The 21,168-nt window shown below is 64.7% G+C and carries 21 protein-coding genes; 8 read left to right on the plus strand and 13 right to left on the minus strand.

Annotated elements, in window-relative coordinates; all coding sequences use genetic code 11:
• Positions 1-49 precede the first annotated feature (49 nt).
• Complete coding sequence (locus LMTR13_RS34965) at positions 50-727, plus strand: response regulator (protein ID WP_065731708.1); 678 nt, start codon at positions 50-52, stop codon at positions 725-727.
• Entirely contained in the window at positions 724-2,664 is a 1,941-nt protein-coding gene (locus LMTR13_RS34970) for a sensor histidine kinase (RefSeq protein WP_065731709.1), read from the plus strand. The genes LMTR13_RS34965 and LMTR13_RS34970 overlap by 4 nt, the downstream gene beginning before the upstream one ends.
• Before the next feature lie 94 nt (positions 2,665-2,758).
• Here LMTR13_RS34970 and LMTR13_RS34975 read toward each other — a convergent pair whose 3' ends face one another.
• On the minus strand, positions 2,759-3,064 hold the full coding sequence (locus tag LMTR13_RS34975; RefSeq protein ID WP_065731710.1) for a hypothetical protein: 306 nt from the start codon (positions 3,062-3,064) through the stop codon (positions 2,759-2,761).
• A 238-nt stretch (positions 3,065-3,302) separates the two neighbouring features.
• Here LMTR13_RS34975 and LMTR13_RS34980 point away from each other — a divergent pair, with 238 nt between their 5' ends.
• Positions 3,303-3,536: a cysteine rich repeat-containing protein gene (locus LMTR13_RS34980; RefSeq protein WP_236843231.1), complete on the plus strand. Its 234-nt coding sequence runs from the start codon at positions 3,303-3,305 to the stop codon at positions 3,534-3,536.
• Positions 3,537-3,673: 137 nt separating this feature from the next.
• Here the strand turns inward: LMTR13_RS34980 and LMTR13_RS34985 are convergent, their stop codons facing one another.
• From LMTR13_RS34985 to LMTR13_RS34995, 3 genes are all read right to left on the minus strand, one after another.
• Positions 3,674-4,414 (minus strand): hypothetical protein, encoded by a 741-nt coding sequence (locus LMTR13_RS34985; RefSeq protein ID WP_156795907.1) that lies wholly within the window; start codon positions 4,412-4,414, stop codon positions 3,674-3,676.
• A gap of 108 nt (positions 4,415-4,522) precedes the next feature.
• Complete coding sequence (locus LMTR13_RS34990) at positions 4,523-5,227, minus strand: hypothetical protein (RefSeq protein WP_065733230.1); 705 nt, start codon at positions 5,225-5,227, stop codon at positions 4,523-4,525.
• A gap of 131 nt (positions 5,228-5,358) precedes the next feature.
• A complete protein-coding gene (locus LMTR13_RS34995) occupies positions 5,359-5,604 on the minus strand; it encodes a hypothetical protein (RefSeq protein WP_065731712.1) in 246 nt (81 codons plus the stop codon).
• Positions 5,605-5,744: 140 nt separating this feature from the next.
• Here LMTR13_RS34995 and LMTR13_RS35000 point away from each other — a divergent pair, with 140 nt between their 5' ends.
• Complete coding sequence (locus LMTR13_RS35000) at positions 5,745-6,395, plus strand: hypothetical protein (protein WP_065731713.1); 651 nt, start codon at positions 5,745-5,747, stop codon at positions 6,393-6,395.
• On the opposite strand, the gene LMTR13_RS35005 is transcribed toward LMTR13_RS35000, so the two are convergent.
• Positions 6,392-7,300 carry a DMT family transporter gene (locus LMTR13_RS35005; RefSeq protein WP_065731714.1) on the minus strand — a complete coding sequence of 303 codons (909 nt, stop codon included), beginning with the start codon at positions 7,298-7,300 and terminating at the stop codon, positions 6,392-6,394. The genes LMTR13_RS35000 and LMTR13_RS35005 overlap by 4 nt on opposite strands.
• Positions 7,301-7,395: 95 nt before the next feature.
• Between LMTR13_RS35005 and pdxR the strand changes: the two genes are divergently transcribed.
• On the plus strand, positions 7,396-8,841 hold the full coding sequence (gene pdxR, locus LMTR13_RS35010; protein WP_236843232.1) for a MocR-like pyridoxine biosynthesis transcription factor PdxR: 1,446 nt from the start codon (positions 7,396-7,398) through the stop codon (positions 8,839-8,841).
• A gap of 27 nt (positions 8,842-8,868) precedes the next feature.
• Here the strand turns inward: pdxR and LMTR13_RS35015 are convergent, their stop codons facing one another.
• The gene (locus LMTR13_RS35015; RefSeq protein ID WP_065733232.1) at positions 8,869-11,208 is read right to left on the minus strand and encodes a mechanosensitive ion channel domain-containing protein; all 2,340 of its coding nucleotides are present in this window, start codon (positions 11,206-11,208) and stop codon (positions 8,869-8,871) included.
• A 225-nt stretch (positions 11,209-11,433) separates the two neighbouring features.
• Entirely contained in the window at positions 11,434-12,405 is a 972-nt protein-coding gene (locus LMTR13_RS35020; protein WP_065731715.1) for an NAD(P)H-dependent flavin oxidoreductase, read from the minus strand.
• Positions 12,406-12,567: 162 nt separating this feature from the next.
• Between LMTR13_RS35020 and LMTR13_RS35025 the strand changes: the two genes are divergently transcribed.
• The gene (locus LMTR13_RS35025) at positions 12,568-14,130 is read left to right on the plus strand and encodes an AMP-binding protein (protein ID WP_065731716.1); all 1,563 of its coding nucleotides are present in this window, start codon (positions 12,568-12,570) and stop codon (positions 14,128-14,130) included.
• Between the two features lie 121 nt (positions 14,131-14,251).
• Here LMTR13_RS35025 and LMTR13_RS35030 read toward each other — a convergent pair whose 3' ends face one another.
• Genes LMTR13_RS35030 through minC form a run of 4 tightly spaced genes read right to left on the minus strand, consistent with a single transcriptional unit; the run spans position 14,252 to position 16,655 of the window.
• Positions 14,252-14,800 (minus strand): GFA family protein, encoded by a 549-nt coding sequence (locus LMTR13_RS35030; RefSeq protein WP_083219358.1) that lies wholly within the window; start codon positions 14,798-14,800, stop codon positions 14,252-14,254.
• A 31-nt stretch (positions 14,801-14,831) separates the two neighbouring features.
• The gene (gene minE, locus LMTR13_RS35035; protein WP_065731718.1) at positions 14,832-15,125 is read right to left on the minus strand and encodes a cell division topological specificity factor MinE; all 294 of its coding nucleotides are present in this window, start codon (positions 15,123-15,125) and stop codon (positions 14,832-14,834) included.
• The gene (gene minD, locus LMTR13_RS35040) at positions 15,122-15,937 is read right to left on the minus strand and encodes a septum site-determining protein MinD (RefSeq protein ID WP_065731719.1); all 816 of its coding nucleotides are present in this window, start codon (positions 15,935-15,937) and stop codon (positions 15,122-15,124) included. Before minD ends, minE begins: the two co-directional genes overlap by 4 nt.
• Before the next feature lie 19 nt (positions 15,938-15,956).
• Positions 15,957-16,655, minus strand: coding sequence for a septum site-determining protein MinC (minC, locus tag LMTR13_RS35045; protein WP_065731720.1), 699 nt, complete (start codon positions 16,653-16,655; stop codon positions 15,957-15,959).
• A 607-nt stretch (positions 16,656-17,262) separates the two neighbouring features.
• Here minC and LMTR13_RS35050 point away from each other — a divergent pair.
• Together LMTR13_RS35050 and LMTR13_RS35055 are read left to right on the plus strand one after the other, a co-directional pair.
• On the plus strand, positions 17,263-17,811 hold the full coding sequence (locus tag LMTR13_RS35050; RefSeq protein WP_065733233.1) for a hypothetical protein: 549 nt from the start codon (positions 17,263-17,265) through the stop codon (positions 17,809-17,811).
• 67 nt (positions 17,812-17,878) lie between these two features.
• The gene (locus LMTR13_RS35055) at positions 17,879-19,447 is read left to right on the plus strand and encodes an ABC transporter substrate-binding protein (RefSeq protein WP_197521189.1); all 1,569 of its coding nucleotides are present in this window, start codon (positions 17,879-17,881) and stop codon (positions 19,445-19,447) included.
• 53 nt (positions 19,448-19,500) lie between these two features.
• Here the strand turns inward: LMTR13_RS35055 and LMTR13_RS35060 are convergent, their stop codons facing one another.
• Both LMTR13_RS35060 and LMTR13_RS35065 read right to left on the minus strand, forming a co-directional pair.
• Positions 19,501-20,274 carry a thioesterase family protein gene (locus LMTR13_RS35060; RefSeq protein ID WP_065731721.1) on the minus strand — a complete coding sequence of 258 codons (774 nt, stop codon included), beginning with the start codon at positions 20,272-20,274 and terminating at the stop codon, positions 19,501-19,503.
• 121 nt (positions 20,275-20,395) lie between these two features.
• Positions 20,396-21,130, minus strand: coding sequence for an SDR family NAD(P)-dependent oxidoreductase (locus tag LMTR13_RS35065; RefSeq protein WP_065731722.1), 735 nt, complete (start codon positions 21,128-21,130; stop codon positions 20,396-20,398).
• Positions 21,131-21,168 lie beyond the last annotated feature (38 nt).

Here is a 21,168-nt window from a genome sequence, read left to right on the forward strand (position 1 = left end):
CGGGGTTACACTTGTGCGGGCTGCAGGGACAGGCAGCCGGAGTTTTCAGATGAATTCATTGAGCGATGGGCCCAGGGCGGAAGCCATCACGGTCGTGCTGGTCGAGGACGACGCGCCGACGCTTTGGCGGCTGCAGGACGCGCTGGCCAAGGCCGGGTACCAGGTCAGGGCCGCCGGCACGCTCGCCGAAGCCCGCGCCTGCCTTGCGCAAGGCGCGCCGAAGGTGCTGCTGACCGATCTTCAGTTGCCGGATGGCCATGGCGTCGACCTGATCCGCGAGACGCGGCAGCGCTTTCCCGACACCGAGATCATGGTGATCTCGATCCTCGGCGACGAGGAAAGCGTGATTTCGGCGATCACCGTCGGCGCGACCGGCTATCTGCTCAAGGACGCCTTCCCGACCGACATCGCCGCCACCGTGCGCGATCTCGTCGCCGGACACTCGCCGATCTCGGCCTCGATCGCGCGCTTCATCGTGCGCCGAACCCAGAGCACGCCGGAGCCGCCGCCCGGTCCAGTACTCAACACCGCCAAACTGACGCCACGCGAAATCGACATTCTCTGGGGCATCGCCAAGGGCTTTAGCTACGCCGAGATTGCCAGCCATCTCGGCCTGTCACGCCAGACTGTGCCCGGGCATATCAAGAGTATCTATCGCAAGCTCGAGGTCCATACCCGGGGCGAGGCGGTGTTCGAGGCGGTCCAGCAGGGCTTGATCAAGTTGTGAACGATCACGGCGACGACGTGCAACCGGAGCTGCCCGGCCGCGCGCGGCGTCGGCTGCGATCGTCCCGTCTCATCCAGTATCTGCTGTTGCAGGCGGTAATCGCCGTCGCCGGCGTCGCGGTGCTTCTGCAATCGCTGCCCGGACCTCCCGCGCAGTATCAGGTGACGGCCTTTCAGCTCACCGAAGCCGGCGCCGAGCGGCCGGTGACGCTGCCGTACTTCTCCCCGTTGCGCAATGCGATGAACGATCCGCCGCGTTTCCAGGGACACTTCGTCCGCCCGGCCGGCGAGACCTCGCAGGCCTGGTCGGTGTTCCTGCCGCGCTTCACCAACGGTGTCGAGGTTACCGTCAACGATGTCGTGATCCTCGACAGCCGGCGCGATCCCGCCGCCAACCGGCCCGACCGGAACACGCCGGCGATTGCGGTAATCCCCGCATCGGTGCTGCGCGACGGCGACAACGCCATCTCGATCCGGCTGTTCATCTGGGGTCCGATATCAGGCTTTCTCGATCGCATCTGGGTCGGCCCGGATGAAGCGTTGCGTCCGACCTATAATCTCAGAACGCTGGTGTTCGTCACATTGCCGGTGGTGTTCTCGTCCTGGCAGGCGATTCTGGCCGTGATCCTCGGCATCATGTGGGTGATGCGGCGCCATGAGCCGGCCTATGGCGTTCTGGCGGCGGCGATGGCCGTGGGTGTCGGCCAGGCGTTCCTGCAAACGCCTATGGGCGAGACGCCGTTTTCCAGGTTGAACGTGATCCTGATTTCCTCCGCGCCGATCGAAAGCGCGCTGGTCTTGGTCTTTGCGCTGCTGCTCTCGGGCTGGAAGTGGCAGCGCTACGCCTGGATCATCTTCATTCCGGGCATCGCATTGGCGCTGGCCGGCCTGTTCGGAAATCAGGCGCTGGTGCGCGCCCTGTTCCTGATTCTCGCCGTACCCATGGTCGGCATCTCCCTTCTCATCATGGCCGTCGTTACCGCGCGATCGGCGCTGCAACGGCAGAACGTCGCGAGTTTTCTGCTTGGCTGCGCGGTCACGATCATGCTGACCTGCTGGATCGTCGACCTGCTCTCGGTGTTTCAGATGATGCCCAACCGCATCTTCACCGCGCGGCTGTCCTATTCGGCGATGCTGGTCGCGATCGGCGCGGGGTTGACCTGGCGCTTCGCCCGAGCGCTCAATCAGGTCGACGGCTTTGCCGGCCGCCTCGTCACCCAGGTGCGCGAGGCGGAGGAAAAGCTGAAGGCCAGTTTCGCCCGCGAGGAGGAGCGCGCCCGCGCCGCGGCGCTGGCGCGGGAGCGCACACGGCTGATGCGCGACCTGCATGACGGGCTCGGCGGCCAGCTCGTCAGCATCGTAGCGCTCAGCGAGCGCGGCAATGGCAGCGCAGGGATAGGCGATGCGGCACGCGCGGCGCTGAAGGATCTGCGCCTCGTCATCGACTCCATGGACGACATCGGCGGCGATCTGATGCTGGCGCTGGGCTCATGGCGCGAACGCGCCATGGCGCAACTGCGTCCGCATGACATCGCGCTGGATTGGCGCGCGGTCACGGCGCAGGGCCTGCCGGTTCATCCCGAACTGCGGCCGTGGCACGTCATCCAGATCGTACGGCTGCTGGATGAAGCCGTGACCAATGCGGTCAAGCACGCCGAGGCACGGCGCATTACGGTGAGGATCGAGACGCTGGCGGGCGCCGATGGCGTCGAGCGCGGCTGCATCACCGTCGAAGACGACGGCAAGGGCTTTGAGATCGCGTCTGACGGCGGGGCCGCAGGAGCTGCGAAAACGGCGCGCGGTCTGCGCAACATGCGAAGCCGCGCCGCGCGCTGCGGCGCGGAGCTGGAACTGAGCTCCTGCGCCCAAGGAACTCGCAAAGGCACGCGCGTCAGGCTGACCTTGCCTCACCGCTTTCCCGACAGCGACGGCGGTTAGCGTGCACACTTTAGTTTACGCGTTTTCTTTACGCGAACCGGTGCCCACCCCCGGATCAAGTCCGAGGGCATGCTTCGCTTGAAAACGCTTTGCCTCAGCGGCGACCGACGCGGTTGACCGGGCCACCGCGGTTCATGGGCGTGCCGGGACGAACGCCAACGCCCCGAGCTCCGACGCCCACAGCGCCGACGCCAACACGGGCAACGCCCACGGCCGGCGTCACCACCGCAGCCGCCGCGACCGGTGTCGGGCGCGCGACGCAGCCCTTCGGCACGCCGACCGTCTTGCAATAAACCACTGCAGCCTGGGCAGAGCTTACGCCGCCGACTGCAAAGGAAGCCACGGCCGAAAACGCTGCGAGCGTCAGACCTGCGCTCAGCCAACCTGTCTTCTTCAACATGTGTCATCTCTCCCGAATTGGGCGTGCAGCTCTTTGCGATGTGCCGATCGGTCACCGCAGCCGACGCGAGATGTACATGGTCCATCGAGCGGTCCGGCAACATCCCATGAAAATGGTGTGGGTGTGCTCGGGGCGATTTGCGGCCCCGACGCCATGAACATGGCATGGACCGCGGGCGCAACCTCGACGAGTTTTCGCGCGCTTTCAATCTCCCATTCTCGTCAAAAGGTGATCCACGATGAAATCGATCCATGTCGCGGCCGCAGCCCTGATCCTGTCGCTCGCCGCCGGCTCGCTGGCTCAGGCGCAATCCGGCCCCACTCCCCAGGAGCAGATGGCCTGCCGTTCGGATGCCGGAAAATTCTGCGCCGAACATATCGGCAAGCCGCCGCAGATGAATGCCTGCCTGAAAGCGAACAAGACGAAGCTGTCGGACGGTTGCCGCAAGGTGGTGGAATCGCGGGGCGGGTAAAGGCCTGATCCGAAAAGGCGCCACCCATTCTCTGCGGACAACGCGAAGCGTTCACCAGGCCATTACGACCAAACAAAAAGGAGCGCGATGACGTTCGAAGTCATCACGCTCCGACATTTGCGGTCGCCGCAGAAAAATCAATCATCCTGTTCGAACAGCCTGATCCGCGGTATCTCGCTTCTCGCCGGCTCGACGAACATGTCCCTTCTCCCGGGCTCGCCAAAGAACCCCCTCGGCTCGGCTTCTTCGCGGATTCTGATCCGCCGCGGCTCGGTCGCTTCCCGGACCCGCTCCTCGACCGCCTCGAGTTCCTGCTCGCGGGGCTGCTGGAGGCGGCGCTTGTCGGCCCAGCGCTGGCGCCGCTCGGCGCGCCGTTGTTCGGCGGCAGCCCGTTTGAGATCTGTATCACGGGCCTTGGCAAATGCCTCCTGCGGCGCGGCGGTCTTTTCCGGCGCAGCGGTCTTTTCGCTGACCTGTTCGGCTGGCTTCGAGGGTTTCGGCGATGTCGGTACAGGTTGAGCGGCCGCTGCGTTGTTGGCTGTCTTGTCTTCGGCCGGAGCATTATTGACGGGCGGCGTTGCCGATGTCGTTTGTGGCTGTGGTTGCGTTTGGGGCTGCGGCTGCGCCTGCTCGGGCTGCGGCTGTTCCTGGGCCGGCGCCGAAGCGGGATTGGCGGCCGCCGCCGTCGCCGCGGGCACCGGCTCGGACGGCGCCGTCGAAACGGGTATCGGCTCCGCCGACATCCGGCGCTCCAGCTTGGAGATCGTCTGCATCGGCGGGCTGACGATGTTGGCAGCCAGATATCCACCGCCGAGGCCGGCGGCGACCGCCACGACCACGGTTCCCGCCCCTGCAAAATAAGCGGTTGATGTGCGCATCGTCACTCTCCCTCATCCCCGCGGGCAACGCGTGGGTGAGGTCGATGTTCCGGCACGGCACTGTGAGGGAATTGGAACCGGCGGCGCTGCGATCGCGGCGCTCACCGATCAAATCATCGCGGCGACTTTTTCCAGGCCGATGATGCGGGCGAGCGAGCGGACTTCACTCTTCTGGTCTTCACGCAACTGGAACAGCAGCGGCATCGCTGCAGATTTCAATTGCTGGACTTCCGCGGACTCGGGATCGATCGGTACGCCTGATACATTCGGGTTGGCCTGCCGGCCTGCATGAATCTTGCGGGCGACGGCGCGCAGCGCGGTTTCCACCGGCGGCCAGTAGGACTCCTGCGAAGCCGACAATTTCAGGCGGTCCTTGATCCCGGCAATCTGGACATCGCTCAGCAGCGCGTAGCCTTTCTGCGGCTGGGGCTTGGCTGCGGCCTTGGGCTTGACGGGCGCAGGCGCCGGCGCCGTGCTCGGCGCGGCGGCGGTGGGCGTCGTGGACGTAACGGTGGGAGCCGCGATCTCCTTCGGCATCCCGATATCGGCGGGCGAAGTCGAGGCATAGGCCCGGCGCAGCGCTTCGTTCAGCTCGGGATCCCTGGGCTGGGGTTCAATCGCGGCGGTGGCGTAGCTGATCACCGCGAGGCGATCCTTCTTGCTTTCCTTGTTCGTGACCGGGCCCTGAACGGAGGAAGCCGACGCCAGTTCGTACCGAGCGGCAGGCACGCTGTCGCGGCCGAGAATGGCGGTGACGGCGGCGCCGGCCACGAGAAAGCAGATCAGCGCGACAATCGTCATAGTCTTGGTCAAAAAGGTCTCCATTCCCGCCGACGTTTGGTCCTTTTGCCGAAAACTGGATGACAATTGAGGCTATACGATGCCAATCGCCGCGCTGACGCGGTCGAAAAAGATGGGGAAAAAGTCCCGAAATTGTCCCGGAATCAGGCCGCTGCGGCCAATTCATAGGCCTCCTGGATATCGGCAACGATATCGGAGGCCTCCCACAGCGCGTCGGGGGCGACCTGCTGCAACGTGACGGTCCAGTTGCTCTTGCGGTTGCGCGGCATGCTGACGACGTCGAATTCGATCCCGCGGCACAGTGGATGCCGGTCGAGCGCAAACATCACCCGCCGCCGGATCTCCTCGAGGGTCGCCGGGGTTTTGGCAAAATGCCGATCGAAATCCATTCCTTACCCCTTCAATTTGCCGTCCGACCGTGGCAGCGGGCCATCGTCTGGGGCTATTGTTGGGGCCGATATGGTTAACGGAGCGTTAAGCCTTGGCAAGGCCGGGGACGCGAGCAAACGACGGAGCGGAACAGCCCGGCATGGCTGAAGCGACATCCCAGACGACGTCAGTCGCGGCCGGACCGTCGGTTCGCGCCGCGCTGGCAGCGGCCATCGCGATTTCAGTCTTCACGCTGTCGATTGCGACGTTCGAACTGTCGATGGCGGACTGGCCGTCCGGCCTCGTCCTGCTCGTCGTCGTGCCGCTGGTCGCGCTCGTGTTCTTCGGCTGCATGGTCTGGTCGGCTTCGCTACTCCCAAAGATCCGAACCAGTGGAGCGAAGTTCGCCCTCCCCTTCCTGATCTGCGCGCTGACGCTCGCCATTCTCGCCTACGCGCCGCTGCACCAGGTCGCGCTCCAGCAGAACTTCCGCTGGCACCGGGCCGACCGCGAACGGATCGTGGCGCGCGTCGAAGCCGGCGAACTGAAACCCAACGTCTCCGACAACAAGAGCCTGATCGCGCTCGGCAACCGCGAACCGAATGTTTCCGTAGGCAACGACATCGTCGTCGACGAGACGGATCAAGGCACCTATGTGCTGTTTTTGACCTCACGCGGCCTGAAGCACTATTTCACCGGCTTCCTTCACGTGCCGCCGGGCGGCGATCCCAAGCACTTCTTCGAATTCGCCAACAAGCCGCCGAGCCGGCTCGAGCGCTACGACGAGAATTGGTATTTCGTGGCGAATTAGGCGGCTTTCGCGCGAAGCGAGCCGCCAGCGACGCTGCCAAGCGCGATGCCGCCGATGATCAGCGCCATCGCCAGAAAAAGCGACGGCTCCAGCGGCTCGTTCAGGATGGCGGTCGCGCTGACGATTCCGAACAGCGGCGTCGCCAGCAGGCACAGCGAGGTGGTGACGGCTGGCAGGCTCCGGTTCACCATCGTCATCGCCCAGTTGGCGAATGCCGTGCAGATGATTCCGCTATAGAGCATCAACGCGGCAAGGCGCCATGTCCACGCGATATGTAGCGTGCCTTCCACGAACCACGCGATGGTCGCAAGCAGCGCGGCCGCCAGCAACACCTGCCAGAACACGAGCTGAAAGGGCGTCGAGATCCACTTGTGGGCGCGGACGTAAACGATGTTGCCGGCCCAGCAGAATGCCGCGAGCAGGATCAGGCCGCTGCCGAACAGCGCGTTGCGGTCGTCCCAGTTCAGCGTCTGCGGATTGAAGATGATCGCGAGACCCGCCAGGCCACAACCGATACCGATCGCGCGCCGGCGCGTGATCTGCTCAGACAGGAACATGGCTGCTCCGATCGCGACCCATAGCGGCGTCGTGTAGCCAAGCACGATCGCCCTTCCCGCCGGCACGAATTGCAGCCCGGCCGCGACCAGCGCGGAAAACGCCACCAGGTGCAGGATCGAGGTGCAGAACACGACCGGCAGATCGCCGCGCTTCGGCACGATGAAGGTCCCCTGCGCCCACAACATCGGCGCCAGCGTCGCGGCGGCGATCATGCAGCGCAGCGCCGTCGCCCATAGCGGGGACACGTCGTGCACGATCATCTTCGTCACCGGCCAGTTGGTTCCCCACGCGAACACGACGCCGGCAAGTAGCGCCGCCGCGCCGCGGGTTGAAAGTTCACTGGCCATCTCGAACAGGTCCCGTCATGAGCCGCTCGGCATTGCCTAGCCTTTCAACTGGCCCTAATGAAAGAACCAGTCTTGACGATTTGCTGGGGCCAGTTGTGGACGACCTGCTGCCCGGGATGCTGCATCTGGCGCGCGACAGCGGCGCGACGCTGACGCGCCAGCTCACTGACCAGTTGCGGCACCTCATCACGAAAGGACGCCTCGCGCCCGGCCAGCGCCTGCCCTCGAGCCGGCAACTGGCGCAATCGCTCGCCCTCTCACGGAACACGGTCTCGTTTGCGATCGAGCAATTGGCCGCGGAAGGCTATCTCTCGCTTGCCGCCGGACGACGTCCGGTCGTCGCCGCAGGCCTGTCGCTCGATCGCCGCAAGATGTCGCCGCGAAGCAGCCGCGCCGGAAGCGAGCGGATGGTGCTGTCGTCCTGGGCGCGCAGCCTGCAGCGGGCGGACTGGCCGCCTGTTCATGACGGACGGCCACGGCCGTTTCAGCCCGGGCTGGCGGATGAGCGCGAGTTTCCGCACGATGTGTGGAGCCGCTGCCTGCGGCGCGCGGCGCGAAACGCACCGCTGCGCCGCGACCGGCCCATCAATCATCGACCGCTGCAGGAAGCGCTGCTCGGGCATCTCGTGGTTCATCGCGGGATCAAAGCCAAGGCCGACCAGATACTGATCGTGCCGACGGCGCAATCCGGCCTGACGCTGGTCGCAGATGCGCTGCTCGAGCGCGGCGATCACGCCTGGATCGAAAGCCCGGGCTATGGCGGCGCCAACGTCGCATTGCATGCCGCCGGCGCGACCGTTTCCGCCATACCGCTCGACGCGCAGGGCATGGCCATCATCTCATCCCGCAAGGAGACCCCGCGGCTGATCTTCGTCACGCCGTCGCATCAGTATCCGACCGGACGGCTGATGCCGATCGGCCGTCGTCTCGAACTGCTGCGTTTCGCCGAAGCCACCGGCGCTTGCATCATCGAGGACGACTACGACGGCGAATTTCACTATGAGGCCCGCCCGGTGGCCGCCCTGCAGGGGCTCGCAACGTCGCCGCGCGTGTTCTATCTCGGCACCTTTTCGAAGGCGACGTATGCGGACATTCGCTTCGGTTATCTCGTCGTGCCGGAAGCGCTGATCGAGGTCTTCGAGCGCGCGCAGCGCCACACGGGAATGCTGACGTCGATCACGATGCAGGATGCGCTGGCCGAGTTCATCGCATCGGGCGCCTATCTCGGCCACATCAGAAGGATGACACGCCTGTACAAGAGCCGGCGCGACCGCATGCTGCGGGCGCTTGCCGCTGAGGCCGGCGACCGTCTCGCGACCGAAGCCCCGGCCGGCGGCATGCAATTGCTCGCAAGGTGCAGCGGACCGGTGAACGACCGGCAATTGTCCGCGCGCCTGCTCGACGCCGGCGTCGCCAGCCGGCCGCTATCGAGCATGATGTATCACAGGACAAATGAGCAGGGCCTGTTTCTCGGCTTTGCGGCATGGAATGAAAAGGAGATCGATCAGGCGGCGCGCATTCTTGGTCGAATTCTGCGTTGAGACGCGCGGATGACATTGCGTGACGAACTAGCCTGCCGCCCGCCGGGGCTGCGCATTCGCGACGGCGTCGGCTGGCGCCGGAACCTGCATCAGAATGGTTTGGCTAGCGGGTGCGATTTCCACGCCGTACTCCTGGAATCGCCGTTTCATGCGGCGGTTGAATTCGCGCTGCACCGGCCAGCGGCCGGCATCGGTGCAGCGGATCTGACCGACGATCGAAGCCATCGAGCCGTCCACCTTGTCGACGCCCCACAGCTCGAGATCGCCGCGGATCAGGTGCTGGAATTCGGGCTCGCGCCGCATCTCGGAGACGATGTCCTTCAGGATCTGGCCGGCGCGGTCGGTGTCTTCCTTGTAGGCCACGTTGACGCTGACCGCTGCATTGCCGGCGCCGCGGCTTGAATTGGTGATCGTCGTCACCGCGCTGAACGGCACGATATGCACGGAGCCGTCGCCGGCGCGCAGGCGAAGCGTACGGATCGAGACGTTCTCTACTACCCCCGATAGGCCTGACAGCGTGACGTTGTCACCGACCTGCACGGTGTTCTCGAGCAGGAGAAACAGCCCGGTTATGAGATCCTGCACCAGCTTCTGCGAGCCGAAGCCGATGGCGATACCGACGATGCCGGCGCCGGCGAGCAATGGGGCGACATTGACGCCGATCTCGCTGAGCGCGGTGAGGCCCACGACGACTACGATCAGACACAACAGCGCCGTTCGCAGCATTGGCTGAAAGGTGCGCAGCCGCGCCGCGCGCGCGTAGTGCCCCTCACGCGAGAGCGCGTTGATCTTGCGTTCCAGCAACGCGTTGGTGATTTCCCAGATCGCCGCCGCGGCCAGCGCGGCGACGCCGATCGTCATCACCGCCGAAAGCAACCGGCTGCCGATCTGGCCGCCATAGAACCAGACGACGGCATTGACGCCCCAAACTTCCAGCAGCGCGACGAAGCCGATGAAGGCAATTGCGGCTGAGACGATGTTGCGCAACAGCGGCAGATAGCGGTTGGCACGGGTCTCCAGGCCCGGGAAGCGGCGCTTGAGGTCCGGGCTGATGCGAAAGCCGCGGTCGATCAGGCTCAGCACCAGGATGGTGGCGAGGCGCACGATCAGCGCAACCGCGATGGAGCCGACGAAATATTGCAGCAATAGCGCGTAGCCGTTGCGGATGTTGAGCGCCCAAACCGCCCACAAGGCAAGGTCGAGCGCGATCGCAAGATAGTGCCACATGCCGGCGACGCGATTGCGCACCCTGGCGGCTGTGCCGTCGCGGCCGGCCGGTGCGCGAATGACGTCGGCGACCTGCCTTCGACACTGCAGGATCACGACGACAATAAAAAGATGCACGACCAGCATCACAAGGCGCAACAGTGCGGCGTAGCCGGCGCGATGCAGGCCCAGCAGCAGCGCCACGTTGGCGAAGGCAATCCCCGAGACGGCGACGGTGACGATGCGCCGCGCCCATATCTCGATGTAGGCCGCGGTCTCGGCGCGAACGCGAAATAGGCCGAAAGGTCCGGCCAGCGCCCGTACCAGGCAGATCAGCCCACGTATCAGCGCGTAAGCGTTGACGACCGCAAGGATCACGAGCCGGGTGGTCGCGAGGTCGCCGATATCGGTGCCCAGCAACATCGTGGCGATGCCGAGGAAGACCAGCACCGGGAGCAATTCAAGCACGAGACGTCCGAGAACGAAGGGCAGCCTGACCAGCGACTGCCAGGTGCGCGCCAGACTGAGGCGCCGCCGGTGTTGCTCGGGCGCGGCGGTGACATCAGCCGTGGAAGACGGCGGATCGGCCAAGGCCAGCGTCTGAACCGGGGCGCGCGCTGCTTGCGGAAGACGCGCTTCCAATAGCGCCACCGGCCGTTTGATGAGACGGAAAACCAGCCACTCGGCAGCGAAGGCGCAGAGGAACACCAGCGCCAGTTTCCAGGCGATATCAAACAATTGATGATAGGCCGACGGATCGTTGGCGGTCCGCACGAACCAGTAATAGAACGCCCGGAAATGCGTCAATGTCCGCGCCACGTCGGCGACCTCGCGCGAGATCTCGCGGACCTGCTCGGACACCGTCAGCAGGAGTTGCGCGCCGAGGCTGTCGGCAGTGAGCGGTATCGCGGATTTCTGTTCGGGCGCGGGAGTCGCGCCTTGCGATTGCTGTGAGGCATTGGCGACCGCACGCAGCGTCTCGATCACCTGCGCGCGCTTCTTGTCGTCGGACAGCGTATCGAGCGCCCGCTTCGCCTGTTCGGGCGTCAGGACGTCAGCTTTTTCGGCGGGGGCGGCCGGCGCTGCGCCTGGCTGCGCGAACGCCGGGAAGGCAAACAGCGCGCAGATGAACAGGATCGCGGGGAGGAGTCTGTGCGACACGAAGGCCTCGCTGAATAAAAACGCGCCCGACGGCAAAACCGGAACCGGTCTGCCTTCGCGCGTGCGTCATGTCGGATTGCCTGTTTTCGCCGTCATCCTGTGTCGGAAGTTTGCCACTGCAGCGGCTTTGTCTTGGCATTTGCCGCTTCGGCCCGCTGGGCATTGCTGCATCACAGAAATGCAGTGGCTCGATCGCAGGGAACTCTATTACGCTCTCTAGCCACATCATACGCGCGTGGAAGCTTCCCGATATTCCGCCGCTGTGCGCGCAATCATCTCGTCGACGGAGAGCACCTCCGCCACGCCCGAGACGGAATGGCCTGCGCTCCAGACGTCCTTCCAGCGTTTGGGGCGGTCCTCGCGCGCGCCGACGTCGATGTCCTTGCCGATATCGATCGCGCCACGCTGCGGCAGATTATCGGGATCAAGGCCGGCAGCCGCAATCGACGGCCGCAGCATGTTGGTCTGCAGCCCCGTGAACGCCGTGGTCAGAAAGATATCGTCGGCGCTGCTGGCGACCAGCATCGCCTTGTAGCGCGCGTCCGCCATGCTCTCGCGCGTGGCGATGAACTTGGTACCCATATAGGCGAGGTCGCAGCCGAGCGCCTCCGCTGCGCGCAACGCGTAGCCATCCGAGATGCCGCCCGCCAAGACCAGAGGTCCATCGAAGAAGGCGCGCACCGCGCGCACGAACACGAAGGGGTTGAGCCAGCCGGTCTGGCCTCCGGCCCCCGCCGTCAGCAGCACCAGCCCGTCGGCACCGGCAGCGACCGCACGCTCGGCATGGCGGATCGAGGCGACGTCGGCAAACACCAGCGCGCCGGCATCGTGCAAGGCATTGAGCACCGGCGCGGGCGAGCCGACCGAGGTGATGACCATCTCCGGCCGGTGGCGCAGCAACACTTCGATATCCCGCTCCAGCCGTGCATTGGAGCGATGCACGATCAAATTCGCACAGACCGGCGCTGGCTGCTTGCCGCTGGCATCCGCATGCGCCTTCAACCGGTTGCCGATGTCCGTCAGCCATTGATCAAGCTGTTCGGGACTGCGGCAATTCACCGTGGGAAACGAGCCGATCACGCCGTTGCGGCAAGCGGCTGCCACCAGCTCGACGCCGGAGACGAGAAACATCGGCGCCGCAATCAGTGGCAGGCTAAGGCGATCGCGAAAACGCGAGAGCAGATCAATCGACGGCAAGACGTTCTTCCTGACTTGAGCCACTTGCTTGTTGTGCTAGCGTTAGTTGTTGTCTTGACGCGCTTTCTTCACGCGAACCGGTATCCACTTCGCTCGAAAACGCTATGGACTGCAACCTTGGCACGGACGAAGGCCAATTACAAAACAGCGGGAGGAAGAAAGATGGGCAATCCGCTCTATGCGTTTCCGGCGGCATGCGAGCAGACATTGCGGGCGCTGGCGCGCTACCCGGAGCGCACGGCGTTCGCCTGGCCGGGCGGATCGATCACCTATCGCGGCGCGACCGACATGATCGGGCGCATGCAGAGCGTCTTCATGCAGCTCGGCTTCCAGCCCGGCACGCGCGTCGCGTTTCTCACCGCCAACCGCGCCGACACCTGGTGCGCCGGCGTTGCCGCGCAGTTGTCGCGATTTGCGATTACCTGGCTGCATCCTTTGGGTTCGCTGCACGACCAACTGTTTCAACTCGAAGATTCCGAAGCGCAGATGCTGGTGGTGGACGGGCTCACCTTCCGCGACCGCGGCGGCGAACTCGCGGCCAAAGCGACCGGCGTAAAGACAGTGTTCACGCTTGGCCCCGCCGGTTACGGAGCCGATCTCTTGCAGGCGATTGAAGCCGCAGGCAGCGCCACGGCACGCAACTTCGCCGGTCCCGACGACATCGCCACGCTCAATTACACCGGCGGCACCACGGGCAAATCCAAGGGCGCACTGCGCCATCACCGCGAATATGGCGGGTGGTCCAGCGCGATCCTCGCCGACTTCGAGATTCCGGATACCCCGCGCTATCTCACCGTCGCGCCGATCAGCCATGTCGCGGGGACAAAAGTGCTGCCGACGCTGATGCGTGGCGGCACCGTGCACATGCTGAAGGGCTTTGATCCCGAGGCCGTGTTCAAGACCATCGAGCGCGAGGAGATCAATTTCACGCTGTTCGTGCCGACGATGATCTACGTCATGCTGGATCATCCCTCGCTCGACAGGACCGACCTCTCCTCGCTCGAATTGTTGCTGTACGGCGCCTCTGCGATGTCGCCCAGCCGGCTGGTCGAAGGTATCGAGCGGATCGGGCCGGTGTTCTCGCAGCTCTACGGCCAGACCGAATGCTATCCGGTATCCGTGCTGCGCAAGGCCGACCACGATCCCAGGACGCCGGAATTGTTCCTGTCCTGCGGTTTCCCGATCGCCGCCTGCCAGGTGAAGATCCTCGACAATGACGACCAGGAAGTCGCAACCGGCGAGGCCGGCGAAATCTGCGTGCGCGGCACGCATGTGATGGCCGAATACTGGAAGCGGCCGGACACGACCGCGGAGACGCTGAAGAACGGTTGGCTGCACACCGGCGACATCGCGCGGTCAGACGAACGCGGCTACATGTTCATCCTCGACCGCAAGAAGGACATGATCGTCTCCGGCGGCTTCAACATCTATCCGCGCGAGGTCGAGGATGTCCTGTCGCAGCACGCCGACGTCGCCATGGTCGCCGTGGTCGGCGTACCCGACGACAAATGGGGCGAGGCGGTTACGGCTGTGATCGTGGCGCGCGAGGGTGCCAGGCCGAATCCGGACGAGTTGATCGACCTCGTGAGGGCGAAGAAGGGCTCGGCGCACGCGCCCAAGCACATCAAGTTCGTTAACGAGTTGCCGATGACCGGCGTCGGCAAGGTCGACAAGAAGGTGCTGAAGGCGGGCTTCTGGACCGGCCGGGAGCGGATGGTGGGCTAGCGCTTCCCTCGGCGGAGCGATCCGTGTCCCGGATCAGCGGCGCACCACGTCGCGAAGCATAGCGCGTCGAAGACGCGCGTGAACGCGCTGTTGGCGCTGCGCAGCATCCGGGACGCGAGAGCTATGTCCGCGGGAAGAACTCCGGCCACATCGCCCGCCACTTTTCAGCCAGCGGCCGGAAATCGCTTGGCCCGATCTCGTGGCATTCGGCATTGGCCGCGGGTTGGACCCAAGACTGTGCGCTTCGCATGAACATGTGGGCGGCCGGGTTCAACCATCTGGTCTCGTCGAGTGTCCCCGCGCGAATATTGATGGATTCCGGCCATCCCGCGCGTTCACCGTAGATTCGACCGCCACAATCTCCGCAGAACCAGGATGTGACGTCGGCACCGGTCGGAGACGGACGGCGCCATCCCTTCGGTTCGCCCTTCAGCACACGAAAGTCCTTAGTCGCCACTGGCATGTTGAGCGCAAAGGCGCTGCCGGACGCGGTTTGGCAATCCGTGCAATTGCAGGTGTAGAGCAGCAGCGGAAACGACGATATCTCGTAGCGGATCGCGCCGCACGAACATCCACCGGTCATTGGAAGAACAGGTTGCACCGAATTCATGGTCGGGCCGAAGCTAGACGGTGCAATCTTAAGCGTGAAGCCGCCCCCGCGCAACCTCATCGGCGTCGCCCCTCAGCCGACCGAGCGTCTTTCAGCCGGCCATGCGCTTTTCGGCGAGAGCCTTCTTGTCGAAATTATTGGGCACTTCGATATCGACTTCGAGCGTCGACACGGTCTTGCCGCGCTCCAGCTTAACCATCACCTTGTCGGGATCGAGCACCACGTGCTTCGACACCACAGCGAGGATTTCCTCCCGCAGCGTGGCCAGCAAGTCGGACTGACCGAGCAACCCACGCTCATGCGCCAGCAAGATCTGCAGCCGCTCCCGCGCAACGGGGGCGGATGCATTGCGGCCGCTAAACAGCCGCAGCAAGTTCAAGCTCATGCAGCCCTCCGTCCCAGCAGCCGGTTCATGAAGCCCTTGCGCTCGGCCGGCACAACCATCGCGACTTCCTCGCCCATCAGGCGGCGTGAGGCGTCGATATAGGCGCGGGCCGGCGCGCTCTCGGCGTTGTTGAGCGTCACCGGCGTGCCGACGTTGGACGCCTTCAGGACATCCTGGCTCTCGGGGATGATGCCGAGCAAAGGTGTCGCGAGGATTTCCAGGATGTCGTCGATGTTGAGCATCTCGCCGCGCGCGGCGCGCGCCGGGTCGTAGCGGGTGATCAGCACATGCTTTTCCACGCGCTCGCCGCGCTCCGCCCTCACCGTCTTCGAATCGAGCATGCCGATGATGCGGTCGGAATCGCGCACCGAGGAAACCTCGGGATTGGTAACGATGACGGCTTCGTCGGCATAGCGCATGGCGAGCGTCGCGCCGCGCTCGATGCCGGCCGGGCTGTCGCACAGGATCCAGTCGAACCGGCTCTTGAGCTCCGCAATGACGCGGCCGACGCCCTCGTCGGTGAGCGCGTCCTTGTCACGGGTCTGCGAGGCCGGCAAGAGCCAGAGATTTTCCAGCCGCTTGTCGCGGATCAAGGCCTGCGGCAGCTTGGCGACGCCCTGCACCACGTTGATGAGGTCGAACACCACGCGGCGTTCGGCGCCCATCACCAGATCGAGGTTGCGCAGGCCGACGTCGAAATCAACCACCACTACGCTCTGCCCGCTTTGCGCAAGCGCCGCGCCGAGTGCGGCCGTCGACGTGGTCTTTCCAACGCCCCCCTTGCCCGAGGTAACGACCAGGACCTTGGCCATACTTGATCTCCTTAGCCGGTTAATTCAGCGGTGTAATTTTCATGGTGTCGCCCTCCAGCCAGGCTTGCGCCGGGCGGTTGCGGAGCGCGACGTCGATTTCTTCTGCGGTCTGGTAGTAGCCGTCGATGGCGAGCAGTTCGGCCTCGATTTTCTGGCAATAGATCCGTGCGGCAGAATTGCCGTTGACGCCGGCCATCGCGCGGCCGCGCAACGTGCCGTAGATGTGGATCGATCCGCCGGCGACGATCTCCGCGCCCGACCCGACCGACCCCAACACCGTTACGTCGCCTTCCATGAAGACGATCGACTGGCCCGAACGTACCGGGTTCTCCAGCAGCAGCGAGGTCGGTTTCGGCTTCGGCTCGGGCTCCGCCTTCGTCGGCTCGCTTCGCGTGATCACGCAGGCACGGCCGCCGGTCAGCAACGGCGGCATGTTCGCCGCGAGGCGCTCCTCCTCCACACCCTCGATGCCGAGGACGCGAATATTGCGCTCACTGAGACTGCCGACGAGATGGGCGATGGCGGAGCTTGAGAGGTCGACGGCTGAGAGATCGAGCACGATCGGCTTGCCCACGAAGTATCCCGGCGAGCGCGCCAGCGTGGCGTCGATCTCGGCGAGCCATTCCACGATTGGTACGACAGGGCTGAATACAAACGCGACATAGGAACGGCCGCGCAGCCGGACCAGTTGACGCGTGGGATCCGCTCGGACGTCCATGATGTTCGACTCGCCTTTCTTATTGAATGGTTAACAATCGACGAACTTGGTTAACGAGTAATTAATGCGAAGACCCGCGCTGCGCGCAGAAATCAGCGAAACCGGCGGCGAATCCGGCGCATTTGTGGCTGATTCATGCTGCTTATCGTGCGGAAGGCGCGCAAAAGCCTATGAAAACAGGGGTCGCGTGAGTTGTAGTTAACGCGGACTCAACTTACTTTCGTCATGTTTCCGACCTAAATTAGTCCTCGCGCGGCTCCAACAAACTTATGTGTGCTGGCAGGCCTTTTCCGGTCTGGCAGCTCAATCCGTCGGGCAAGACGGACATTTGCCGGCAGGGGACGAGGCAGTGGAAGCCGTGAGCGTTGTGTGGTCGCGAGGTCCGATCTCGCAAACAGGTGTCGCCGGACGCAGGGACGACGCCGCGCATCTCGATTCAAATCTTCCAACCAAGCTCGATGGCGGACGGAAAGCGGACGTCGATGATCCCGCGCGTCTCTTCCGCGACCTGGAACTCCTGTCCGATAGGTCCGCAGCCGTTTCGCCGCCAGATAATCCGCCGGGCAATCCGCCAAGTGTTCCGTCATGTGTCATGAGGAGTAAGGATATGAGTAGTGTGAGTGAGCAGGACCATATCAATCCCCGCGATCCCCTGTACTACGCGCCGCGCTCGCTACGTGAGCGGTCGGCTTCCCAGCGCGATGCGAGACCTGCGACGACGCCGTTTTCTCCGGCGTCGTTCGATACCCAGCTCGAGAGCGCCGTATCGGATGCGCTGCGCCATCCCCTCGATCCCGAGATCATGCGCGAACCTCAACTGGAATCGAAGAAGGCGTTGTGGAGCGTCGCAGCCCGCTTTGGTGCCGCCATCGGCGTCTCGGCCCTCGTGGCACTGTTCTTCGTCATCGTCGTGCCGGGGTCGCGGCAGAGCGACGGTGAGCCGTCGACATCGGCCGGCATCGCTCAGTCGATCAGGGCAGCCCTGTTCCAATCCGGAGAGGCTTCGCCAAAGCCTGCAATCAACGAATTCCAGGCCCTTCTCGCCTCCACGCCACCGAGCGCTCCGCCTGCGTCCGAGCAGTCTCAGTTGCTCCAGCAATTCATGCAGTGGCGCGAGAAGCCGGACCCGGCGACGCCACAACGCACCAACCCATAATCCAGATGGAGGAATGACAATGCCTGAGAACCGACTTTCCGCCATCTCGTTCTCAAGGAGTTTTGCCATGACCTCGCACCGGATCGCCTTACTGGTCGGGGCCGTGCTCTTTGGTATCGCGGGCAGCGCCCAGGCTGCCGGCGACATTGCGATCGTGCGCGACCTTGCCGGCCGCGTCGGCCCCGTGATCGGTTCGGCCCAGGCCTGCCGCGACATTGCGCGCCCCCGCATCCAGACCATCGTCGACAAATTCTCACAGGTGATCCGGGAAGCCTCGTCGAACGAGGCGGAGCGTTCCGATCTCACCCAGGTGTTCGATCGCAGCGTCGCCGACGGCCGCGCCGCCATCAGCTCGGGCAAAATCGATTGCACCCGGGCCGACCGTCAGCTTGCCGATCTCGAACGCTCGATCTCGGGGCCAAGTCTGTCCAGCGTCATCGGCCCGTCGCCGGCCGCCGCGGCAACCGCAGCGAACGCGGCGACCGCGCCGACGGCCCCGGTCCCGACCGGACCGCTGCCGCGCGGCATCGGTGAAAAGGAAATCCGCTTCGGCATCGCTGCTCCCTTCTCCGGGGCGGCCCGCGAGCTGGGACGCCAGATGAAGCTCGGAATCGAGACCGCCTTCAACCGGATCAACGATGCCGGCGGCGTCGACGGCAGGATGCTCAAATTGTTCGCCGCCGACGACGGCTACGAACCCTCGCGCACCGGCGAGGCCATGAAGCAGCTCTACGAAAAGGACCAGGTGTTCGGCATCGTCGGCAACGTCGGAACGCCGACTGCGGTGGTGGCGATTCCCTATGCGCTCGAGCGCAAGATGCTGTTCTTCGGCGCCTTCACCGGCGCAAACATCCTGCGCAACGATCCGCCGGATCGCTACGTGTTCAACTATCGCGCCAGCTATGCCGAGGAAACCGACGCCGTCGTTCGATACCTCGTGAAGATACGCCGCATACCACCCAAGCAGATCGCGGTCTTCGCCCAGCAGGATTCCTACGGCGACGCCGGATTTGCGGGAGTGGCAAAGGCGTTTCGTGCCCTGGGCGTCAACGATGGCGCCATCCTCCGGCTCAACTACGCGCGAAACACCGTGGATGTGGAAGATGCGGTCAACCAGTTGAAGCAGCAGAAGCCGCCCATCAGGGCGATCGTCATGGTGCCTACCTATCGGGCCGCGGCAAGGTTCATCGAGAAGACGCGCGATCTCTTTCCCGGCATGATCTACACCAATGTCTCCTTCGTCGGCTCTACCGCGCTTGCCGAAGAACTGAAGCTGCTGGGACCGCGTTACACCAACGGCGTGATCGTGACGCAGGTGGTGCCGGCGGTGTCGGGCTATTCATCGGCGGTGCTCGAATACAAGAACGCGCTCGCCAAATATTTCCCGGGCGAGGCGCCGGACTACGTGTCGCTAGAAGGCTATATCGCCGCCAACGTCCTGATCCAGGGCATCAAGCGGGCCGGGCCGCAGCTCGACACCGAGAAGCTGATCGACACGCTGGAAACCATGCGCAATCTCGACCTCGGTCTCGGCACATCGCTCAGCTTCGGCCGTTCCGAGCACCAGGCCTCGCACAAGATCTGGGGCACGGCGTTGGATGAAAGCGGGCGCTTTCAGCCGATCGATCTCGAATGATCGGGAAGCCGCGATCCCCTTGATCGCGGCTTCATCACGCCGTCTGACGATGCTCAGCGCTTCTCGATGACAAGGCTCTGGATGGCGCGGCCGAAATAGCCGCGCTCGTCAGCAAGCCGCGCCATTGCGAGCCCCGCACCGTCGGGACCGATCCAGGACTCGGCATCGAGCAGGATCCAATCGCCGACCGGCTCACGCGAAAAATTCACGGTCAGGTCGGCGTTGAGAAACGTCCATTCGCGGAAATCCAGCACGGCCGAGGTGCCGTTGCAGAAATCCGCCGCTGCCAGCGCCCGCATCGCCTGCGATACCGGGGCGCCTTCCACGATCGGCCGGTCGACGCGATACCAGATGGCGCCAGGGCCGGGCGAGCCGAACCGGCCGCGCGCGGCACGCAGCGACATGCCTGATACGAACGGGCTGGAAGAAAAATCCGCCGGCTCGACGCGCGATTGATCAGGCCCCGGAAGCTCGACCGGCAGGATGGCAGCCTCCGGCGGCAATTCGTGAGCCTGCACCTTGATCTTCAGCACAGTCGCGCCGACGACGACGACGCCTTTGGCCAGCAGCCTGATCGCGCAAAGCTGAATCTTGCGTCCCTCGCGCAAGACCTCACCCTCAATTCTGAGCGGCGCCACCGGCACGGGACGCATCAGGTCCACGGTCACGCGCGCGACCCGCATCGCGACCGGTGTCGGAATCCGCTCCGCCGCCCACACCACCAGCGCCGCCGGCGGCGAGCCGTGCTGCATGCGCGGGTCCCACGGGCCCGCCGCAAAGGGACTGGTCACGACATCGTTGCCGTCAATGCGAAAAATGCCGTCCATGGAGTGAGAGGTCCTGTCGATCAAGGGACGAGCTTCTTGCCTGCTTCAGCGGAACGAGTCGAGGCCGCGGCATGCAGAGCACCGTGCACCATTCGCGTGAGAGGGCGAGCCAGGCTGCGCGTCAAATGAACGCCATGCCGCCGTTGAGGACGATGGTCTGGCCGGTCATGTAGCCGTTGCCGAGCACCATCGCGACGGCTTGCGCGACTTCCTCGGCCTGGCCCATGCGGCCGAGCGGGATGTTGCGCGCCAGATCCGTGCGGCCGCCCATCATGTCGGTCTCGATCAGCGACGGCGCCACCGCGTTCACCGTGATGCCTTCCTTGACGAGGCGCGCCGCATAGCCGCGCGTCAGTCCTTCCATGCCGGCCTTGGAGGCGTTGTAGTGCACGCCGATCGCGCCGGCGCCGCGCGCTGCGCCCGAGGAGATATTGACGATGCGGCCCCATTTGCGGGCCCGCATCGCCGGCAGCACCGCCTGCGTGCACAGGAACGCCGACTTCAGGTTCACCGCAATGGTGCGGTCGAAATCATCCTCGGTGAGATCGTCGACGCCGCGCACGATTGCTACGCCGGCATTGTTGACGAGAATGTCGACCGGGCCGAGCGCGGAAGCGACCTGATCGACCAGGCGCGCGACCGCCGCGGCCTGCGACACGTCGGCCGCGACTGCGATGGCGCGGCCGCCATTGGCGTTGATGCGGGCGACGACGGCATCGGCATCACCAGCACGCTCGCGGTAATTGACCGCGACCGCGGCGCCGGCTTCGGCAAGCGTCAAGGCAACCGCCGCGCCAATACCGCGGGACGCGCCCGCCACCAGCGCAACCCGCGCGCTCAAGTTCTGTCCGGTCATCACCGATCCTCCGTCGCATCCACGACGGGGCGCGAGCC

The organism is Bradyrhizobium icense (assembly GCF_001693385.1).
GTDB lineage: Bacteria > Pseudomonadota > Alphaproteobacteria > Rhizobiales > Xanthobacteraceae > Bradyrhizobium > Bradyrhizobium icense.